This window comes from Martelella lutilitoris (assembly GCF_005924265.1).
Classification (GTDB): domain Bacteria; phylum Pseudomonadota; class Alphaproteobacteria; order Rhizobiales; family Rhizobiaceae; genus Martelella; species Martelella lutilitoris.
The window spans coordinates 176,501-192,531 of sequence record NZ_VCLB01000008.1; the positions used below are offsets into that span (position 1 = coordinate 176,501).

Below are 16,031 nucleotides of genomic sequence, written 5' to 3' on the forward strand. Positions count from 1 at the left end.
CACGGCCCGGAAAACGACGCGAAAAGAGCCCGCAAGCCCCCATGCTTCCGGGCTTTTCTTGACTCTTGCGCGGTTTGAGACTATCCCGCCTTCGTAAACGCGAAGGCGGCCAAGGATCCGTCTATTTGTCAACGACAACACGGAACACGTTTCCCTTTGACCTCATTCTCAGATCTTGGGCTCAGCCCCAAAGTACTTTCCGCCGTAACCGAGGCCGGTTACAGCGAACCGACGCCCATTCAGTCGGGCGCAATCCCGCACGCGCTGACCCGCCGCGACGTCTGCGGCATTGCCCAGACCGGCACCGGCAAGACCGCCTCTTTCGTGCTGCCGATGCTGACGCTGCTCGAGCGCGGCCGGGCCCGCGCCCGCATGCCGCGCACGCTGATTCTCGAGCCGACCCGCGAACTCGCGGCCCAGGTCGCCGAGAATTTCGAAAAATACGGCAAGAATCACAAGCTCAACGTCGCGCTCCTGATCGGCGGCGTCTCCTTTGACGAGCAGGACCGCAAGATCGAACGCGGCGCCGACGTTCTGATCGCCACGCCCGGACGCCTCCTCGACCATACCGAGCGCGGCAAGCTTCTGATGACCGGCGTCGAGATCTTCGTCATCGACGAGGCCGACCGCATGCTCGACATGGGCTTCATCCCCGATATCGAGCGGATCGCCAAGCTCATCCCGTTCACGCGCCAGACCCTGTTCTTCTCCGCCACCATGCCGCCGGAAATCCAGAAGCTGGCCGACCGGTTCCTGCAGAACCCGGCCCGCGTCGAAGTCGCGCCGCCCTCCTCCACCGCCGCGACCGTCGAGCAGAAGCTCGTCGCCTCGAAGGCGAAGGACTACGAAAAGCGTGAGACGCTGCGCGCAATCATCGATCGGCAGGACGACCTGAAGAACGCGATCATCTTCTGCAACCGCAAGAAATCGGTCGCCGACCTGTTGCGCTCGCTGCAGCGCCATGAATATGCCTGCGGCGCGCTGCACGGCGACATGGACCAGCATTCGCGCACGACGATCCTGCAGAATTTCCGCGATGGCAAGCTGCCGTTACTAGTGGCTTCCGACGTCGCTGCCCGCGGTCTCGACATCCCCGATGTCAGCCATGTGTTCAACTACGATGTTCCGATCCATGCGGAAGACTATGTTCATCGCATCGGCCGGACCGGGCGCGCCGGGCGCAAGGGCAAGGCCTTTACCATCGCCACGGCCAAGGACGCGAAGTTCGTTGACGCGATCGAGAAACTGATCGACCGGAAGATTGACTGGGAAGACGGCCCGCCCTCCGCTCACGCCGCCGACGAGGCCGACGAAAAGCCAGCGCCGCGCGCGCGCAGGAGCGCCAGGAAGCAGGCCCCCGCAGCGGAAAGCAAGAGCGAGCCGAAGGCTGAGCCCAAATCCGAGTCCAAGGCTGCACCCCAGCAGGACTACCGCGCCGCAAAGCCGGCCAACGCCGCAAACGGCAAGTCCGCCGGCAGCAGGCCCGCCAATGATGATCGCAAGCGCTCGCGCCGCCGCGACCGCGACGATGAACCGACACCCGTGGGCTTCGGCGATGACATTCCCGCCTTCATGCTGATCGGCGCGAAAAACTGACGGAACCGGGGCGATCAGCCCCGGATGCCACTTCCGGACAAGCGGGTGCCTGCGGAAGGGCCGCGATCATTCTACAAGTCAGAAAATGCGGTCACGCACTCGACGCAGCAAAAAAGTCGCATATCGCCAACGAGAAAGAGCCGCACTTCCTGGGAGTGAAGCGCGGCTCTAATTGTGCTGTCAAATGGTTCGTTTGATAAGAATTGAATAGGCTTTGAGTGAATTCACCTTCATTCAAAAGGAACTCATAAAAGTCTTATAACAAACTTGCAGTATGCAAATATACTTAAATCAAGCTTGTTTTTTGGTCAAGCCTATTTTTTAGACAAATTCGTGACAGTCACAGGGTCCGGTATGCACGGCGGTAATACATCAGCGCCTCGTCGTCCGTGCCGCAGTCGGTCCTGACCACCTCGCCGATCAGAATCCAGTGGGTCGACATCTCCTTCGCCTCGATCAGGCGGCAGTCGAAACTGGCAAGCGCATCCTTCAGCACCGGCGCTCCGGAACCGCCCATATCCCAATCCCCCTTGGCAAAGCGCTCTTCCGGGGACAGACCGCCAAGCCCGGAAAAGGCATCGGCCAGCGGCTTGTGGCGCGCGCCGAGCGTGTTGACCGCGAAATTTCCGCTTTCGAGAAAGACCATGTTCTTCGCGTTCAGCCGGTTGACGCAGGCAAGGACGGTGGGCGGCGCGTCGGAAACCGAGCAGCAGGCAGTCGCCGTAACGCCCCGCAGCGCGCCGTCATGCGCCGTGGTCACAACCTGGACATGGCCGGCGAAACGCGCCATCGCATCGCGATAGGCACGGGTTAGAGGTGTTTCGTCATGCATGGTGAAAACGATACCGATGATCTGGTGAAATAGACAAAAACCGTCCCTTCATCTCCTGGTCCGGGTACTTACGGCGTTGCCCCTCACTCTGGCAAGGGGTATGAGTCTTGTTAACGCGCCGGAGTGAGAACCAGACCTGTCATCATGAGATTTTTTAAGGCCCTCCTTGCCCTTGCCGCGCTGACCGTCAGTGCCGCCGCGCCCGCAAACGCCCAGCAGGCCGGCATCGGCGTCGTGGCCCCGCTCGACGGTGACTATGCCGTGCTCGGCGCCCAGATGCTGGACGGCGCAGAGCTTGCAGCGCGCAATCTCGGCTACGATCTGACGGTCGTCGACGAAAGCTGCGAAGAGGCCAACGGCGCAGCGCTTGCCGAGACGCTCGAGGATGCGGGCGTCGAGATTGCCATCGGCTTTTTCTGCAGCGAGACCCTGCGCGCCGCCCTGCCCGATCTCGCCAGAGCCGGCATTCCCGCCATCACCGTTTCCATCCGCTCCCTGCCGCTGATGGCCGACGCTCTCGCCAATGGCTGGCCGCTCTTCCGGCTGGCGCCGAACCGGCAGGACCAGGTGGACGCGATCGTCGAACTGATCATGACCGAGTGGGTCGACAAACCGGTGGCGCTTGTCGACGACGGCACGATCTACTACCGCGAACTCGTCAACGGCGTGCGCAACGCGATCGAGGCGCGCGGGCTCGAACCGGTCTTCACCGACACGTTCCGCCCCGCCCAGCAGCAGCAATTGGCGCTTGTGCGCCGCCTTGCCCAGGCGGGCGCCACGCGGGTTCTCGTCGGCGGCACGCGCGGCGATGTCGCCATTATCGGGCGGGACGCGCGCGAACAGGGCGTTGCGCTGACGCTGCTTGGCGATGACGGCCTGCGCGCGGCGGAAACCAGCCCACCGCTTGAAAGCGGCACGCTGGCGATCGCGCTACCTGACTATGGCGCGTTGCCGCCGGCCGCCGAGATCGCCGATGCGGCCATCGCCGCCGATATCGTGCCGGAAGGTTATGTCGTGCCGGGCGCGGCCGCCGTCCAGGTGGCGAGCCGGGCGCTTGCCGCCGCGCGTGCCGATGGCATCGGGATTGACCAGGCGCTTCTGAACGACACGTTCGATACAGCCCTCGGCCCTGTCCGCTTCACAAAGCAGCACGAGCTGGCCGACAACCCGTTCTTTCTGCTGCGCTGGCAGAACGGCGATTTCGTTCCCGTCTTCGACAGCGCGCGGGAGTAAGGCGGCCGGCAATGCCTGAGAACCGGCAAGACTTGAGGAAATGGCCCTCGGGCCAGAATTGAGGAATAAGCAAGTGAAACGTCCGCTCCGCATCGCGCCGTCCATCCTGTCGGCTGACTTCTCCAATCTCGGCCCGGAGGTCAAGGCCGTCGTCGACGATGGCGCCGACTGGGTCCACCTCGACATCATGGACGGTCATTTCGTGCCGAACATCACCTTCGGCCCGCCAGTGGTGAAGGCGCTGCGCCCCCACACAGACGCGATCTTCGACTGCCATCTGATGATTGCGCCGGCCGACCCCTATATCGAAGCCTTCGCCAAGGCCGGATGCGACATCATCACCGTTCACCAGGAGGCCGGCCCGCACCTGCACCGCTCGCTGCAGACCATCCGCAACCTCGGCAAGAAGGCGGGCGTCGCGCTCAATCCGGCAACGCCGGTGTCGACGATCGAACATGTGATCGACGATCTCGACCTGATCCTGATCATGACCGTCAATCCGGGCTTCGGTGGCCAGAAATTCATCCCCGCGACCCTCAGGAAGATCGAGCAGGCCAATGCGCTGATCGGCGACCGGCCGATCGATCTGGAGGTCGACGGCGGCATTGCGCCGGACACGGTCGGCGCCGTGACCAAGGCGGGCGCCAATGCGCTCGTGGCGGGTTCCGCGATCTTCGGCAAGGCGGAAAACGGCAGCTACCGCCCCCCGATCGAGGCTCTGCGCGCCGGAGAGGAATAACGCGAGAACCAGGAGCAAGAAGAGAGGAGGAAGACATGCCGCGTTTCATGCCGCTCGCCATTCTGGCCGCCGCAATCGGGCTTTCGGCACCGATGGCCGAAGCCGGCGATTTCGCGACCTTCACGCCGCTCGGTTTTTCCGATGATGGCAGCGTCTTCGCCTTCGAGGAGTTCGGCGTGGAAGACGGCTCCGGCTTCCCCTATTCCAACATCTTCTTCATCGATACCGAACGCGACGCCTTTCTCGACGAGACCCCTTTCCGCGTGCGGCAGGAGGACGAGAACGCGACCATCAGCTCCGCGCGCGGCCTTGCCGTCGGCGAGGCGCTGCCGCTGATCCAGGACTATAACCTGCTGGCCCATCCCGGCTGGCTTGCGGCCTTCAATCCCGTCACCGAAGAGGTCGCGGGCGACAGCCAGACGATCCGCTATCGTTCGCATCCGAACCTTTCGCCGGTCGGAACGCTCTCGCTGGAAACCTTCGCGCTTGATCCGATCTCGGCCTGCGCGGCGGTCACGCCGGATGCGCGGGGCTTTCGCCTTGCCTATACCGATCCTGAAGGAGAGACCCGCACGATCCACGAGGACAGCCGCATTCCCACAAGCCGCAATTGCCCGACGGATTACCGGCTCGGCGGGGTGATGACCTATGGCGGCGGCGGAGCGAACGCCGTCCATGTCGCGCTGATCACCGTGCTCTCGCAGGGCTTCGAGGGACCGGACGGCCGCTGGATCGCCGTCCCCTTCAGGCCCTGACGCTGTTTATGGGCGCGCGCCGTTTCCTTTGCGGAAAAAATGCTCTAGAGCATTTCGCAGTCAGGTGGACACATCTGAGGTCCGCGAAAATGCGGCAAGACAAAAAGACAGGGCGGTTCAGCATTGCCGTGAAAAGCTGAACCGCTCAAAAGCGTGTCAGGCCTGAAAATCCAGGCCGGCCCGATGTTAAGAAGGATCCCAGCCCCGATGATACCGCGCTATTCCCGCCCGCAAATGACAGACATCTGGTCGCCGGAAACCAAGTTCCGCATCTGGTTCGAGATCGAGGCCCATGCCTGCACCGCGCTGGCAGAGATCGGTGTCATCCCGAAAAGCGCCGCCGAGACGATCTGGGAAAAGGGCAATGCCGCGACCTTCGACGTGGCGCGCATCGACGAGATCGAGGCCGTGACCAAGCATGACGTCATCGCCTTCCTCACCCATCTGGCCGAAATCGTCGGCCCCGATGCCCGCTTCGTTCATCAGGGCATGACCTCCTCGGATGTGCTCGATACCTGTTTCAACGTTCAGTTGACGCGGGCGAGCGACCTGCTGCTCGCAGACCTCGACGGCCTACTCGCCGCGCTGAAGCGCCGCGCCTTCGAGCACAAGGACACGGTCACCATCGGCCGCTCGCACGGCATCCACGCCGAGCCGACCACCTTCGGCATCAAGCTTGCCCAGGCCTATGCCGAATTCGACCGCTGCCGGGCGCGCCTTGTCGCCGCCCGCGCGGAAATCGCCACCTGCGCCATTTCCGGCGCCGTCGGCACCTTCGCCAATATCGACCCGCGCGTGGAAGAACACGTCGCGGAAGCCATGGGGCTTAAGGCCGAACCGGTCTCCACCCAGGTCATTCCGCGCGACAGGCATGCAATGTTCTTCGCCACGCTCGGCGTCATCGCCTCTTCGGTCGAGCGGCTTGCGACCGAAATCCGTCACCTGCAGCGTACGGAAGTGCTGGAAGCGGAGGAGTATTTCTCGCCCGGCCAGAAGGGCTCGTCCGCCATGCCGCACAAACGCAATCCGGTGCTGACCGAAAACCTCACCGGCCTTGCCCGCATGGTGCGCGGCTACGCGCTGCCGGCCATGGAAAATGTCGCCCTCTGGCATGAACGCGACATTTCGCATTCCTCCGTCGAACGGATGATCGGGCCGGACGCCACCGTAACCCTCGACTTCGCCCTGGCGCGGCTGACGGGCGTCATCGACAAGCTGCTGGTCTATCCCGACCACATGATGGACAATCTCAACAAGTTCCGCGGTCTGGTGCATTCGCAGCGCGTTCTCCTGGCGCTCACCCAGGCCGGCGTCTCGCGCGAGGATGCCTATCGTCTGGTCCAGCGCAACGCCATGAAGGTGTGGGAGGAAGGCAAGGACTTCCTCGAGGAACTGCTCGCCGACAAGGAGGTGACCGACGCCCTGTCGGAAGAGCAGATCCGCGAGAAATTCGACCTCGGCTACCACACCAAACATGCCGACACGATTTTTCAGCGCGTCTTTGGCGAAAGCTGAGCCTCGCTGCCCGCAAAACGATCCGCTGCGTCCGGTGCCTGCCGGGCGCGGCCAATAGAAGCATCATGTGAAGTGCCATGAAGATTTCCGAAACCGAGATCCTGATTGTCCCCGGCTACAAGAATGCCGGTCCCGACCACTGGCAGAGCCGTTGGGAGCGCAAGCTCTCGACTGCGCGGCGCGTGGAACAGGAAGCCTGGTCGAAACCGGAGCGGGCGGACTGGACGGCGCGGCTTGCCGAAGAGGTCAATCGCGCCGAGCGGCCGGTGGTGCTCGTCGCCCATTCGCTCGGCATTCCGACCGCGGTCCAGGCCCTTCCGGAAATCAGGAACCGTATTGCCGGCGCCTTCTTCGTCGCGCCGCCGGAGGTCGACAATCCCTCGGTGCGACCCAGGCACATGATGACCTTCGGCCCCTACCCGCGCGACCCGCTGCCCTTCCCGACGATCGTGATCGCCAGCCGCAACGACCCCTTCGGCCGCTTCGAACACGCGCGCGACATCGCTGGCGCCTGGGGCGCGGATTTCTACGACATCGGCGAGGCGGGACACATCAATGACGAAGCCGGCTTCGGCCCCTGGCCGGAAGGCACGTTGATGTTCGGCCGTTTCGTCTCCGGCCTGCGCTGAAGGTGCGGTTGAAAGCGCTGCGGCGCTGATCAAGGCAGCCTTGCGCTAACCCTAATATCATCCTCAGCTAATGGATAGAATTGACATTCTCCCTTCATTCATCACACTAACACCTCTGGAGCACGTAAATTCTCGTGCCCGGCGGGCAGTATTGACATGACGGAGCGCGGACCGGGTTGTGGCGGCTCGATCCATTCGAAAAGCGGAACAAACCGTATCGAATGCCCGTTATCCCCGAAAGGATGACCGTTTGGCGAGGGAAACGAGGAGTTCATTTTTGTCAGGCGAGGCCGATTTGGCCTTCGCTGCGATCGAGCAATCGCCGATGGCGGTTGCGGTCGTGGAACTCGATGGCCGCACAATTACTGCAAGCAACCGGAACTTCGAGGCGCTCACGCCCGGCGCAGGAGCCCAAGGGCGAAGCATTCTGGAATGGATACACAAGGACGACCAGCCGCTTCTGCGCAATCTCGTCGGTCCGGCTTCCGGACTTTCAGAGCGAGAGCAGAAATGCGAGATGCGCATTGGCAGGCAGCCGGACGGCCCCTGGCGATGGATGCTGGTTTCAGCGAGCATCATCAACGAGAGCGACGCAGGCGCACGGCGACGTGCGCTTTTCTACTTCCTCGACATCCATACCCAGAAAAGCCACGAGCTGATGGAGAGCGAGCGCGCACGGCGCTGGAACTACGCGCTCGTCAGCTCCGGCCTCGGCGTCTGGGACCATGACTATCGCAAGCAGGAATTCTTCTACTCCCAGACCTGGCGGGCCATGCGCGGTTACGCCTCGACGGGCGCGACCCCGTTTGCCAGCACCGAGCAATGGCTGCAGCTGGTCCACCCCGACGACCGGGACTTCGTCGCCCACGCGATCGAGCGCCAGAAGGCCGGCGACCTGCATTACATGAACTTCGAATATCGCGAGCGCCATTGCGACGGCCACTGGATCTGGATCGAATGCCGCGGCGATGCGGTCGAGTATTTTCCCGACAACCGGCCTTCACGCATCATCGGAACCGACCAGGACGTGACCGACCGCAAGAACGCGGAAGCCATGCTGGCCCATACCCGCCAGCGTCTGGAAATGGCGCTGACCACCTCACGCATCGGGGTTTTCGAACATGACAGGGCCACGGGTATCGTCAGTGCCGATGCCCGCATCTGCGAGATATATGGTTTTGACGACCAGCCGGAGAGCTTCGATATCCAGCGCGTGTTCGATCTCCTTCATCCGGAAGACCTGAAACGCACGCTCGCACGCTCCGCCGAGCTTGTCGCCGGCAGCGAACCGATCTCGGCCGAGTTCCGTATCTATCGCGAGAATGACGGGGCGATGCGTCATATCCGTCATCTCTTGCGGCTGCATATCGGGGAGGATGGCGAGGAGACGATCGTCGGCATCAATTGGGACGTGACTGAGGAGGTGCGCCTCAGGCAGGACCTGGTGACCGCAAAGCAGCTCGCGGAAGCGCGCAACTTCGAACTCGACCGGGCGAAATCGGATATCGAATACGCCGCGTTGCACGATTATCTGACCGCGCTGCCAAACCGCCGGTACCTGGAGGACGAGTTGGAGCGCCGGGCGGAGATCGCCGCCGCTTCCGACCTGAAGGTCGGGCTTCTGCAGATCGATATCGACGACTTCAAAGGGATTAACAGCAGCTATGGCCACGGCGCCGGCGACCGCGTGCTCAGCCACTCGGCGCAGACCCTGCTCGACATGTCCAAGCACAATGATTTCGTCGCCCGCATGGGCGGGGACGAGTTCGCCATGATCATCAGCTATGAGGGCGGAAGCGACAGGCTGGAGCAGACCGCAAGGCGGATCCAGCTCGAACTTGCCAAGCCGATCGCTCTCAATGACGGCCGGGTGCGGCTCTCTGCCAGCATCGGCATAGCGACGCTGAAGGAAGAAGGCGCCGATGCTGCCGCCGCCATGTTGAGAGACAGCGACCACGCCCTCAAGCATGCCAAATCGAAGGGCCTCGGCCAGATCGCGTTCTATACGCCCAGCATCCGCGTCACCGACACGGCCGACCGCAAACCTGCCGACCAGTTGATGCAGGCGATCGAGCAGAACGACTTCTTGCCTTATTATCAGCCGCAATATGACGCCAAAACCTTCGAGATCCAGGGGATCGAGACACTGGCGCGCTGGCGCCAGACAGATGGATCGCTCGGCGAGCCGTCAAGCTTCATACCGCTTGCCCAGTCGCTGAACATCATGAACATGATTGACGCCAGCATCCTCTCGCAGGCGCTCGAGGATCACCGCCACTGGCGGGAGAGCGGACTTGCGCCGCCCCGGCTCTCTCTCAACCTGTCGCCGCACCGCCTCAGCGACCCTGCCCTCGTGGCCGCATTGCAGCGCACCGAGCTTCCGGCCGGGACCCTCACCTTCGAACTGCTCGAATCGATCTTTCTTGACCAGCAGGACGATGTCAGCGCCTATAATCTGAAACAGATCCGCCGGCTCGGCATCAATATCGATGTCGATGATTTCGGAACCGGCTATACCTCGATCACCGGACTTCTGAAGGTCGCGCCGAACGGCCTGAAGATTGCGCGGGAGCTGGTTCTGCCGCTGACCCGCTCGCACGAGCAACGGGCCATTGTAAAGTCGATCGTCGATATTGGAAAAACCCTGAATATCAGGGTGATCGCCGAAGGCGTTGAAACGCGCCAGCACGCCCGGATCCTGACCGATCTCGGCTGCGATGCGCTGCAGGGATACTGGCTCGCCCGGCCAATGCCGGCAGACGCGATGGAAACGCTTCTGCGCCGGAAGATGGCCGAAGCCTCCGCCTGAGACGCCAACAGCCTCAGGCGAAAGCCGCGAGAGCGACCCTCATCTCAAACGAGCCGGCTTTGCTCCAGAGCGGCGGCGATGAAGCTGGAGAACAGCGGATGCGGCTCCAGCGGTCGGCTCTTCAGCTCGGGGTGATACTGCACGCCGATGAACCAGGGATGATCGGCATATTCGATCGTCTCCGGCAAAACGCCGTCCGGAGAGGTGCCGGAAAACACCAGGCCGCAGGCCTCGAGCTTCTCGCGATAGCCGAAATTGACCTCGTAGCGATGGCGGTGACGCTCGGAAATCTCCGTCGTGCCGTAGATCTCGGCGATCCTGGTGTCTGCGCCCAGATGCGCCTTGTAGGCGCCGAGCCGCATCGTGCCGCCGAGATCGTCGCGGTCGCTGCGCTTTTCCAGCTGATTGCCCTTCACCCACTCTGTCATCAGGCCAACGACGGGTTCACTCGCATTGCGGTCGAACTCGGTTGACGACGCGTCCTTGATGCCGGCGAGATTGCGCGCCGCCTCGATAACGGCCATCTGCATGCCGAAGCAGATGCCGAAATAGGGCACCTTGTGGGTGCGGGCAAAACGGGCCGCGCGGATCTTGCCCTCCGAGCCGCGCTCGCCGAAACCGCCCGGCACGAGAATGCCGTGGACCTTTTCCAGATAGGGCGACGGGTCTTCCTTCTCGAAAATCTCCGACTCGATCCATTCCAGATTGACCTTCACCCGGTTGGCGATGCCGCCGTGGGTGAGCGCTTCGATCAGCGACTTGTAGGCGTCCTTGAGGCCGGTATATTTGCCGACAACGGCGATCGTCACCTCGCCTTCCGGCGTGCGGATGCGCTCGCAGACATTCTTCCACGCATCCATGCGCGGCACGGGCGCGGGATCGATGCCGAAGGCGTGCAGCACCTCGTCATCAAGCCCCTCGCGGTGATAGGCGAGCGGTACGTCATAGATGTTGGAGACGTCGAGCGCCTGGATGACGGCGGAGGAGCGGACATTGCAGAACAGAGACAGCTTGCGCCGCTCGGCTTCCGGGATCTCGCGATCGGCGCGCACCAGAAGAATATCGGGATGGATGCCGAGCGCCTGGAGTTCCTTCACCGAATGCTGCGTCGGCTTGGTCTTCAACTCGCCGGCGGCCGGAATATAGGGCATCAGCGTCAGGTGGACATAGACGGCGTTGCCGCGCGGCAGGTCATTGCCGAGCTGGCGGATCGCCTCCATGAACGGCATCGCCTCGATGTCGCCGACAGTGCCGCCGATCTCGCAAAGCACGAAATCGAAGTCGTCATTGCCCTCGAGAACGAATTCCTTGATCTCGTTGGTCACATGCGGAATGACCTGGACGGTGGCGCCGAGATAGTCGCCGCGCCGTTCCTTGTCGAGAATGTTCTTGTAGATGCGGCCGGTGGTGATGTTGTCGGTCTTGGTCGCCGAGCGCCCTGTAAAACGCTCGTAATGGCCGAGATCGAGGTCGGTCTCCGCCCCGTCATCGGTGACGAAGACCTCGCCGTGCTGGGTCGGGCTCATCGTGCCGGGATCGACGTTGAGATAAGGGTCGAGCTTGCGCAGACGGACCCGGTAACCCCGTGACTGCAACAAAGCACCCAGTGCTGCTGCGGCGATCCCTTTTCCAAGTGAGGAAACCACGCCGCCGGTGATGAAGATATATCGCGCCATGGGCTTATTCCGATACCGTTTCCTGGCCGATTCTGCCAGAGGCTTTCCGTAAAAAACCACAGGCGACCGGTGCATTGTCACAAGAATGCCCTTCCGTGCGTGCAGCGCCTGCTGCTTCGCACGGTTGGGCCCAAAGAAAATCCGGCGGGCTGTTGCCTCCCGCCGGATATGTTTTTCCGATTTTCGGCGATCAGTCGCCGGTGGGAACGCCCGTCGCGTTCGAATCCGCCGCCGGGGTCGAAACCGCAGGCTGCTGGCTGTCGGCCGGAACCGCGCTGTCAGCGCCCGTCGGTACGCCTGCGTCATTGGTCGCCGGGGTCTCGGTGGTGATCGAGCCGCCAAGCTGGTTCAGGATGCCCTGGCCATCGGTCTCGGCGTTCTGTTCGATCCGGTCGAGAATATCCGACGGATTGCCCTGGTAACGGGCGAGGATGCCGAGACCGAGCGAGGTGACGAAAAACAACGTGGCGAGGATGGCGGTCGTGCGGGTCAGCGCATTGGCCGTTCCGCGCGCCGTCATGAAGCCGGATCCGCCGCCGATGCCGAGCCCGCCGCCTTCAGACCTCTGAATGAGGATCACACCGGCAAGCGCAACGACGATTATCAGGTGAATTACGATCAGTACCGTCTGCATGAATGTCCAATCCGGCCCCGCCCGCGAGGTGCAAACGGGGCAATCGAAGAATATCTGGCGCTTCTCTACATGAGGCGCGCTGTCAATCCAACCCCTTTTTCAATGCCTGTCCGCCAAACCCGCAGCCGCCGGTTTGCCGCGGGTGAGACGGCAGACGGCCCGCTTGTTCTGAAAGGGCCTTGGCATTCCGTCAGAAGACACCGGCACCGGGAGAGAAGCCGCCTAGCCGGGCAGATACGACAATATCTCTATTTTTCTTTTTACTTCAATGAAGTATCGGCCTGTTTGAACGCTCCGATCGAATGCATCGCCTAAACGATATCCTCATAGGCGTGGTAGATGGAGAGGAAATCGGCCGCCTTCAGGCTTGCCCCGCCGATCAGCGCTCCGTTGACATGCGGTACGCTCATCAACTCCTTGGCATTGCCTGGCTTTACAGAGCCGCCATAGAGCAGACGAAAGCGCTCGCCGGCATCGCCGAAGCGTTCGATCAGGTCGCGCCGCATGGCCGCATGCACGTCCGCCACCTGTTCGGGACCGGGCGTCTGACCCGTGCCGATCGCCCAGATGGGCTCATAGGCGATGATCGTATTTTCGCCTGTGGCATCGTCCGGCATACTTTCAAAGAGCTGGCGGTGCAGCACGTCCATGGTGCGCCCGCTTGCATGTTCGGAGCGGGTCTCGCCGATGCAGACGATCGCCGTCAGCCCCTGGTCATAGGCCGCGCGCGCCTTGGTGGAGACAACCTTGTTGTTTTCCCTGTGCTCCTTGCGCCGCTCGGAATGGCCGACGATGACATGGGTTCCAAAGCAATCGCGGATCATCTCCGCCGAGATGTCGCCCGTATGCGCGCCGGTGCGGGCCTTCTGATGGCAATCCTGCGCGCCGATCAGGAGCCTGGTGTCCACCGTCAGCGTGGTTGCCACATAGAGCAGCGTCGAGGGCGGGCAGACGAGCGCATCCACTTTCCGCGACAGGGGTCCGCTGACGCCGTGGGCGATCGCCCTGATCTGGTCAAGCGAAGCCCGGGTGCCGTTCATCTTCCAGTTCCCGGCGACCAGCGGTCGGATGTCGGATGTCATCTGTCTTTTTCTCCCTATCTGTCTTGCGTCAGGCACCGAGGGTCCTTCTTCCCCTATTCGGGGTCGGGGCGCAAATGCCGCGATGCCGGTTTTCCTCATGCGCCGGCCGGAAATCTTCCGTCTTGTTCCAGAACAAACGGCAGACACGCGATGGCGAAATTTCCTGTTCTGCGCTCCTCCTAATCGGTTTGACGCCCGCTTAAACCGAATCGTCCCGCCCGAACCGCCCCTTGGCCGCAGCCCTTTTGCCATGCCGCCGCGCCTTCATCCACAGCCAGCCTGCGACAATTTGGCACAGCATCGCCTAACGGCCCATTCTTTGCCAGAATAGAGCGGTGATTCGCCTATAAGGCGCATGCAAACCAATATGGACACTCTGCCGGACCTTATGGACAACAGCAAAGACCTCTTCGCCGATCTTTCGGGCAACAGCAAGAAACCAGCCGAGGATGCGGCCCCGCCCCCTGCACGCAAGACGGCAGGAAAGCCCCCTGCGGAGATCAAGGCGGCGGACGGCGACTACGGCGCATCCTCCATCCGCGTGCTGGAAGGGCTGGAGCCGGTGCGCATGCGGCCGGGCATGTATATCGGCGGCACCGACGACAAGGCGCTGCATCATCTGTTTGCCGAAGTCATCGACAACTCCATGGACGAGGCCGTTGCTGGCCATGCCGATTTCATCGAAGTGCATCTCGACGCCGAGGGCATTCTGACGGTGACGGATAACGGTCGGGGCATTCCGGTGGAGAACCATCCGCAGGTCCCGGGCAAGTCGACGCTCGAAGTGATCATGACCAAGCTTCATGCCGGCGGCAAGTTCGACGGCAAGGCCTACGAGACCTCCGGAGGCCTGCACGGCGTCGGCGTTTCCGTGGTCAACGCGCTTTCCGACATGCTTGAAGTGGAAGTCGCCCGCGAGCGCCGTCTTTACCGGCTGGCCTTCTCGCGCGGCGTGCCGCAGGGGGAATTGCAGGATCTCGGGCCGATCCAGAACCGACGGGGAACGCGCGTGCGCTTTCACCCCGACGCAGAAATCTTCGGACCGCGGGCGAAATTCGATCCGGCCCGCGTCATGCGCATGGCCCGCTCCAAGGCCTATCTCTTCGGCGGCGTGGAGATCCGCTGGTCCTGCGACCCATCTCTCGTGGAAGGCAATGAGGACGTTCCGGACAAGGCCGTCTTCCACTTCCCCGGCGGGCTGAAGGACTATCTGGCCGCCAACATCGGCAAGGATTTTACCGTCACGCGCGAGATCTTCGCCGGCAAGACGGAAAAGACAGGCGGCCACGGCGCGGTCGAATGGGCGGTCTCCTGGTATGGCGGCGACCCCGATGTCCATTCTTACTGCAACACCGTGCCGACGCCCGAGGGCGGAACGCATGAAGCGGGTCTGCGCCAGGCCCTGATGCGGGGCCTGAAGAATTATGCCGAGATGATCGGCAACAAGCGCGGCGCCCAGATCTCCACCGACGACGTGATGATTTCCGCGATCGGCATGCTCTCCGTCTTCATCCGCGAGCCGGAATTCGTCGGCCAGACCAAGGACCGACTGGCGACCGTGGAAGCCCAGCGCATCGTCGAAAACGCGCTGCGCGACCCCTTCGACCTCTATCTTTCCGCCAACCCGATGGAAGCGGAAAAGCTGCTCGACTGGGTAATCGAGCGCTCCGAGGAGCGGCTGCGCCGACGCAAGGAGCGCGAGGTCAACCGCAAGTCCGCCGTCAAGAAACTGCGGCTTCCCGGAAAGCTCGCCGACTGTTCGCAGAACACGGCGGCCGGGGCGGAGCTGTTTCTGGTCGAGGGCGATTCGGCCGGCGGCTCGGCCAAGCAGGCGCGCAACCGCACCAACCAGGCGATCCTGCCGCTCAGGGGCAAGATCCTGAACGTGGCGAGCGCCGGACGCGACAAGTTCACGTCCAACCAGCTGCTCGCCGACATGATCCAGGCGCTCGGCTGCGGCACGCGGACGAAATACCGCGAGGAAGACCTGCGCTACGAACGCATCATCATCATGACCGATGCCGACGTCGACGGCGCCCATATCGCCTCGCTGCTGATCACGTTTTTCTACAAGGAGATGCCGGAGCTGATCCGCCAGGGCCATCTGTTCCTGGCCGTGCCGCCGCTCTACAAGATCACCCAGGGCGGCAAGACGGCCTATGCCCGCGACGATGTCCACCGCGCCGAGCTGATGGAGAGTTATTTCACCGGGCGCGGCAAGGTCGAGATCAGCCGCTTCAAGGGCCTTGGCGAAATGCTGCCCGCCCAGTTGAAGGAAACCACGATGGATCCGAAGAAGCGCATGCTGCTGAGGGTCGATATCGACGCGGTGGATTTCGAAGGCACCAAGGCCGCCGTCGACGACCTGATGGGCACCAAGGCCGACGCCCGTTTCCGCTTCATCCAGGAAAACGCCGCCTTTGCGGAGAACCTGGATATCTAGAGCATTTCGCGGTCAGATGGAAACATCTGACGTCGGCGAAAATGAGTCAAACCAAATAGATAGATCGCTTACGCGTTTCCATGAAAGG

General features: G+C 62.5%; 12 protein-coding genes. 8 read left to right on the top strand and 4 right to left on the bottom strand.

The window, feature by feature from the left end; translation table 11 throughout:
- Positions 1-156 precede the first annotated feature (156 nt).
- A complete protein-coding gene (locus tag FF124_RS15450; RefSeq protein WP_138749381.1) occupies positions 157-1,596 on the top strand; it encodes a DEAD/DEAH box helicase in 1,440 nt (479 codons plus the stop codon).
- Positions 1,597-1,936: 340 nt separating this feature from the next.
- Here FF124_RS15450 and FF124_RS15455 read toward each other — a convergent pair whose 3' ends face one another.
- On the bottom strand, positions 1,937-2,428 hold the full coding sequence (locus tag FF124_RS15455; RefSeq protein WP_138749382.1) for a flavin reductase family protein: 492 nt from the start codon (positions 2,426-2,428) through the stop codon (positions 1,937-1,939).
- Positions 2,429-2,572: 144 nt separating this feature from the next.
- Between FF124_RS15455 and FF124_RS15460 the strand changes: the two genes are divergently transcribed.
- The 6 genes from FF124_RS15460 to FF124_RS15485 all read left to right on the top strand — a co-directional run bounded on the left by FF124_RS15460 (position 2,573) and on the right by FF124_RS15485 (position 10,108).
- Entirely contained in the window at positions 2,573-3,661 is a 1,089-nt protein-coding gene (locus FF124_RS15460) for a branched-chain amino acid ABC transporter substrate-binding protein (protein WP_138749383.1), read from the top strand.
- Between the two features lie 73 nt (positions 3,662-3,734).
- A complete protein-coding gene (gene rpe, locus FF124_RS15465; protein WP_246072473.1) occupies positions 3,735-4,400 on the top strand; it encodes a ribulose-phosphate 3-epimerase in 666 nt (221 codons plus the stop codon).
- A 35-nt stretch (positions 4,401-4,435) separates the two neighbouring features.
- On the top strand, positions 4,436-5,155 hold the full coding sequence (locus FF124_RS15470; protein WP_246072475.1) for a DUF2259 domain-containing protein: 720 nt from the start codon (positions 4,436-4,438) through the stop codon (positions 5,153-5,155).
- Positions 5,156-5,362: 207 nt separating this feature from the next.
- Positions 5,363-6,670, top strand: coding sequence for an adenylosuccinate lyase (purB, locus tag FF124_RS15475; RefSeq protein ID WP_138749385.1), 1,308 nt, complete (start codon positions 5,363-5,365; stop codon positions 6,668-6,670).
- Between the two features lie 77 nt (positions 6,671-6,747).
- Positions 6,748-7,299: an RBBP9/YdeN family alpha/beta hydrolase gene (locus FF124_RS15480; RefSeq protein ID WP_138749386.1), complete on the top strand. Its 552-nt coding sequence runs from the start codon at positions 6,748-6,750 to the stop codon at positions 7,297-7,299.
- Positions 7,300-7,594: 295 nt separating this feature from the next.
- Complete coding sequence (locus tag FF124_RS15485; RefSeq protein WP_138749387.1) at positions 7,595-10,108, top strand: sensor domain-containing protein; 2,514 nt, start codon at positions 7,595-7,597, stop codon at positions 10,106-10,108.
- A 44-nt stretch (positions 10,109-10,152) separates the two neighbouring features.
- Here the strand turns inward: FF124_RS15485 and FF124_RS15490 are convergent, their stop codons facing one another.
- The 3 genes from FF124_RS15490 to tpiA all read right to left on the bottom strand — a co-directional run bounded on the left by FF124_RS15490 (position 10,153) and on the right by tpiA (position 13,500).
- Entirely contained in the window at positions 10,153-11,784 is a 1,632-nt protein-coding gene (locus FF124_RS15490) for a CTP synthase (RefSeq protein WP_138749388.1), read from the bottom strand.
- A 190-nt stretch (positions 11,785-11,974) separates the two neighbouring features.
- Positions 11,975-12,418 carry a preprotein translocase subunit SecG gene (gene secG / locus FF124_RS15495; protein WP_138749389.1) on the bottom strand — a complete coding sequence of 148 codons (444 nt, stop codon included), beginning with the start codon at positions 12,416-12,418 and terminating at the stop codon, positions 11,975-11,977.
- Between the two features lie 311 nt (positions 12,419-12,729).
- Positions 12,730-13,500 (bottom strand): triose-phosphate isomerase, encoded by a 771-nt coding sequence (tpiA, locus tag FF124_RS15500; protein WP_138749390.1) that lies wholly within the window; start codon positions 13,498-13,500, stop codon positions 12,730-12,732.
- A gap of 388 nt (positions 13,501-13,888) precedes the next feature.
- Here tpiA and parE point away from each other — a divergent pair, with 388 nt between their 5' ends.
- Complete coding sequence (parE, locus tag FF124_RS15505) at positions 13,889-15,943, top strand: DNA topoisomerase IV subunit B (protein ID WP_138749521.1); 2,055 nt, start codon at positions 13,889-13,891, stop codon at positions 15,941-15,943.
- Positions 15,944-16,031: the final 88 nt, after the last annotated feature.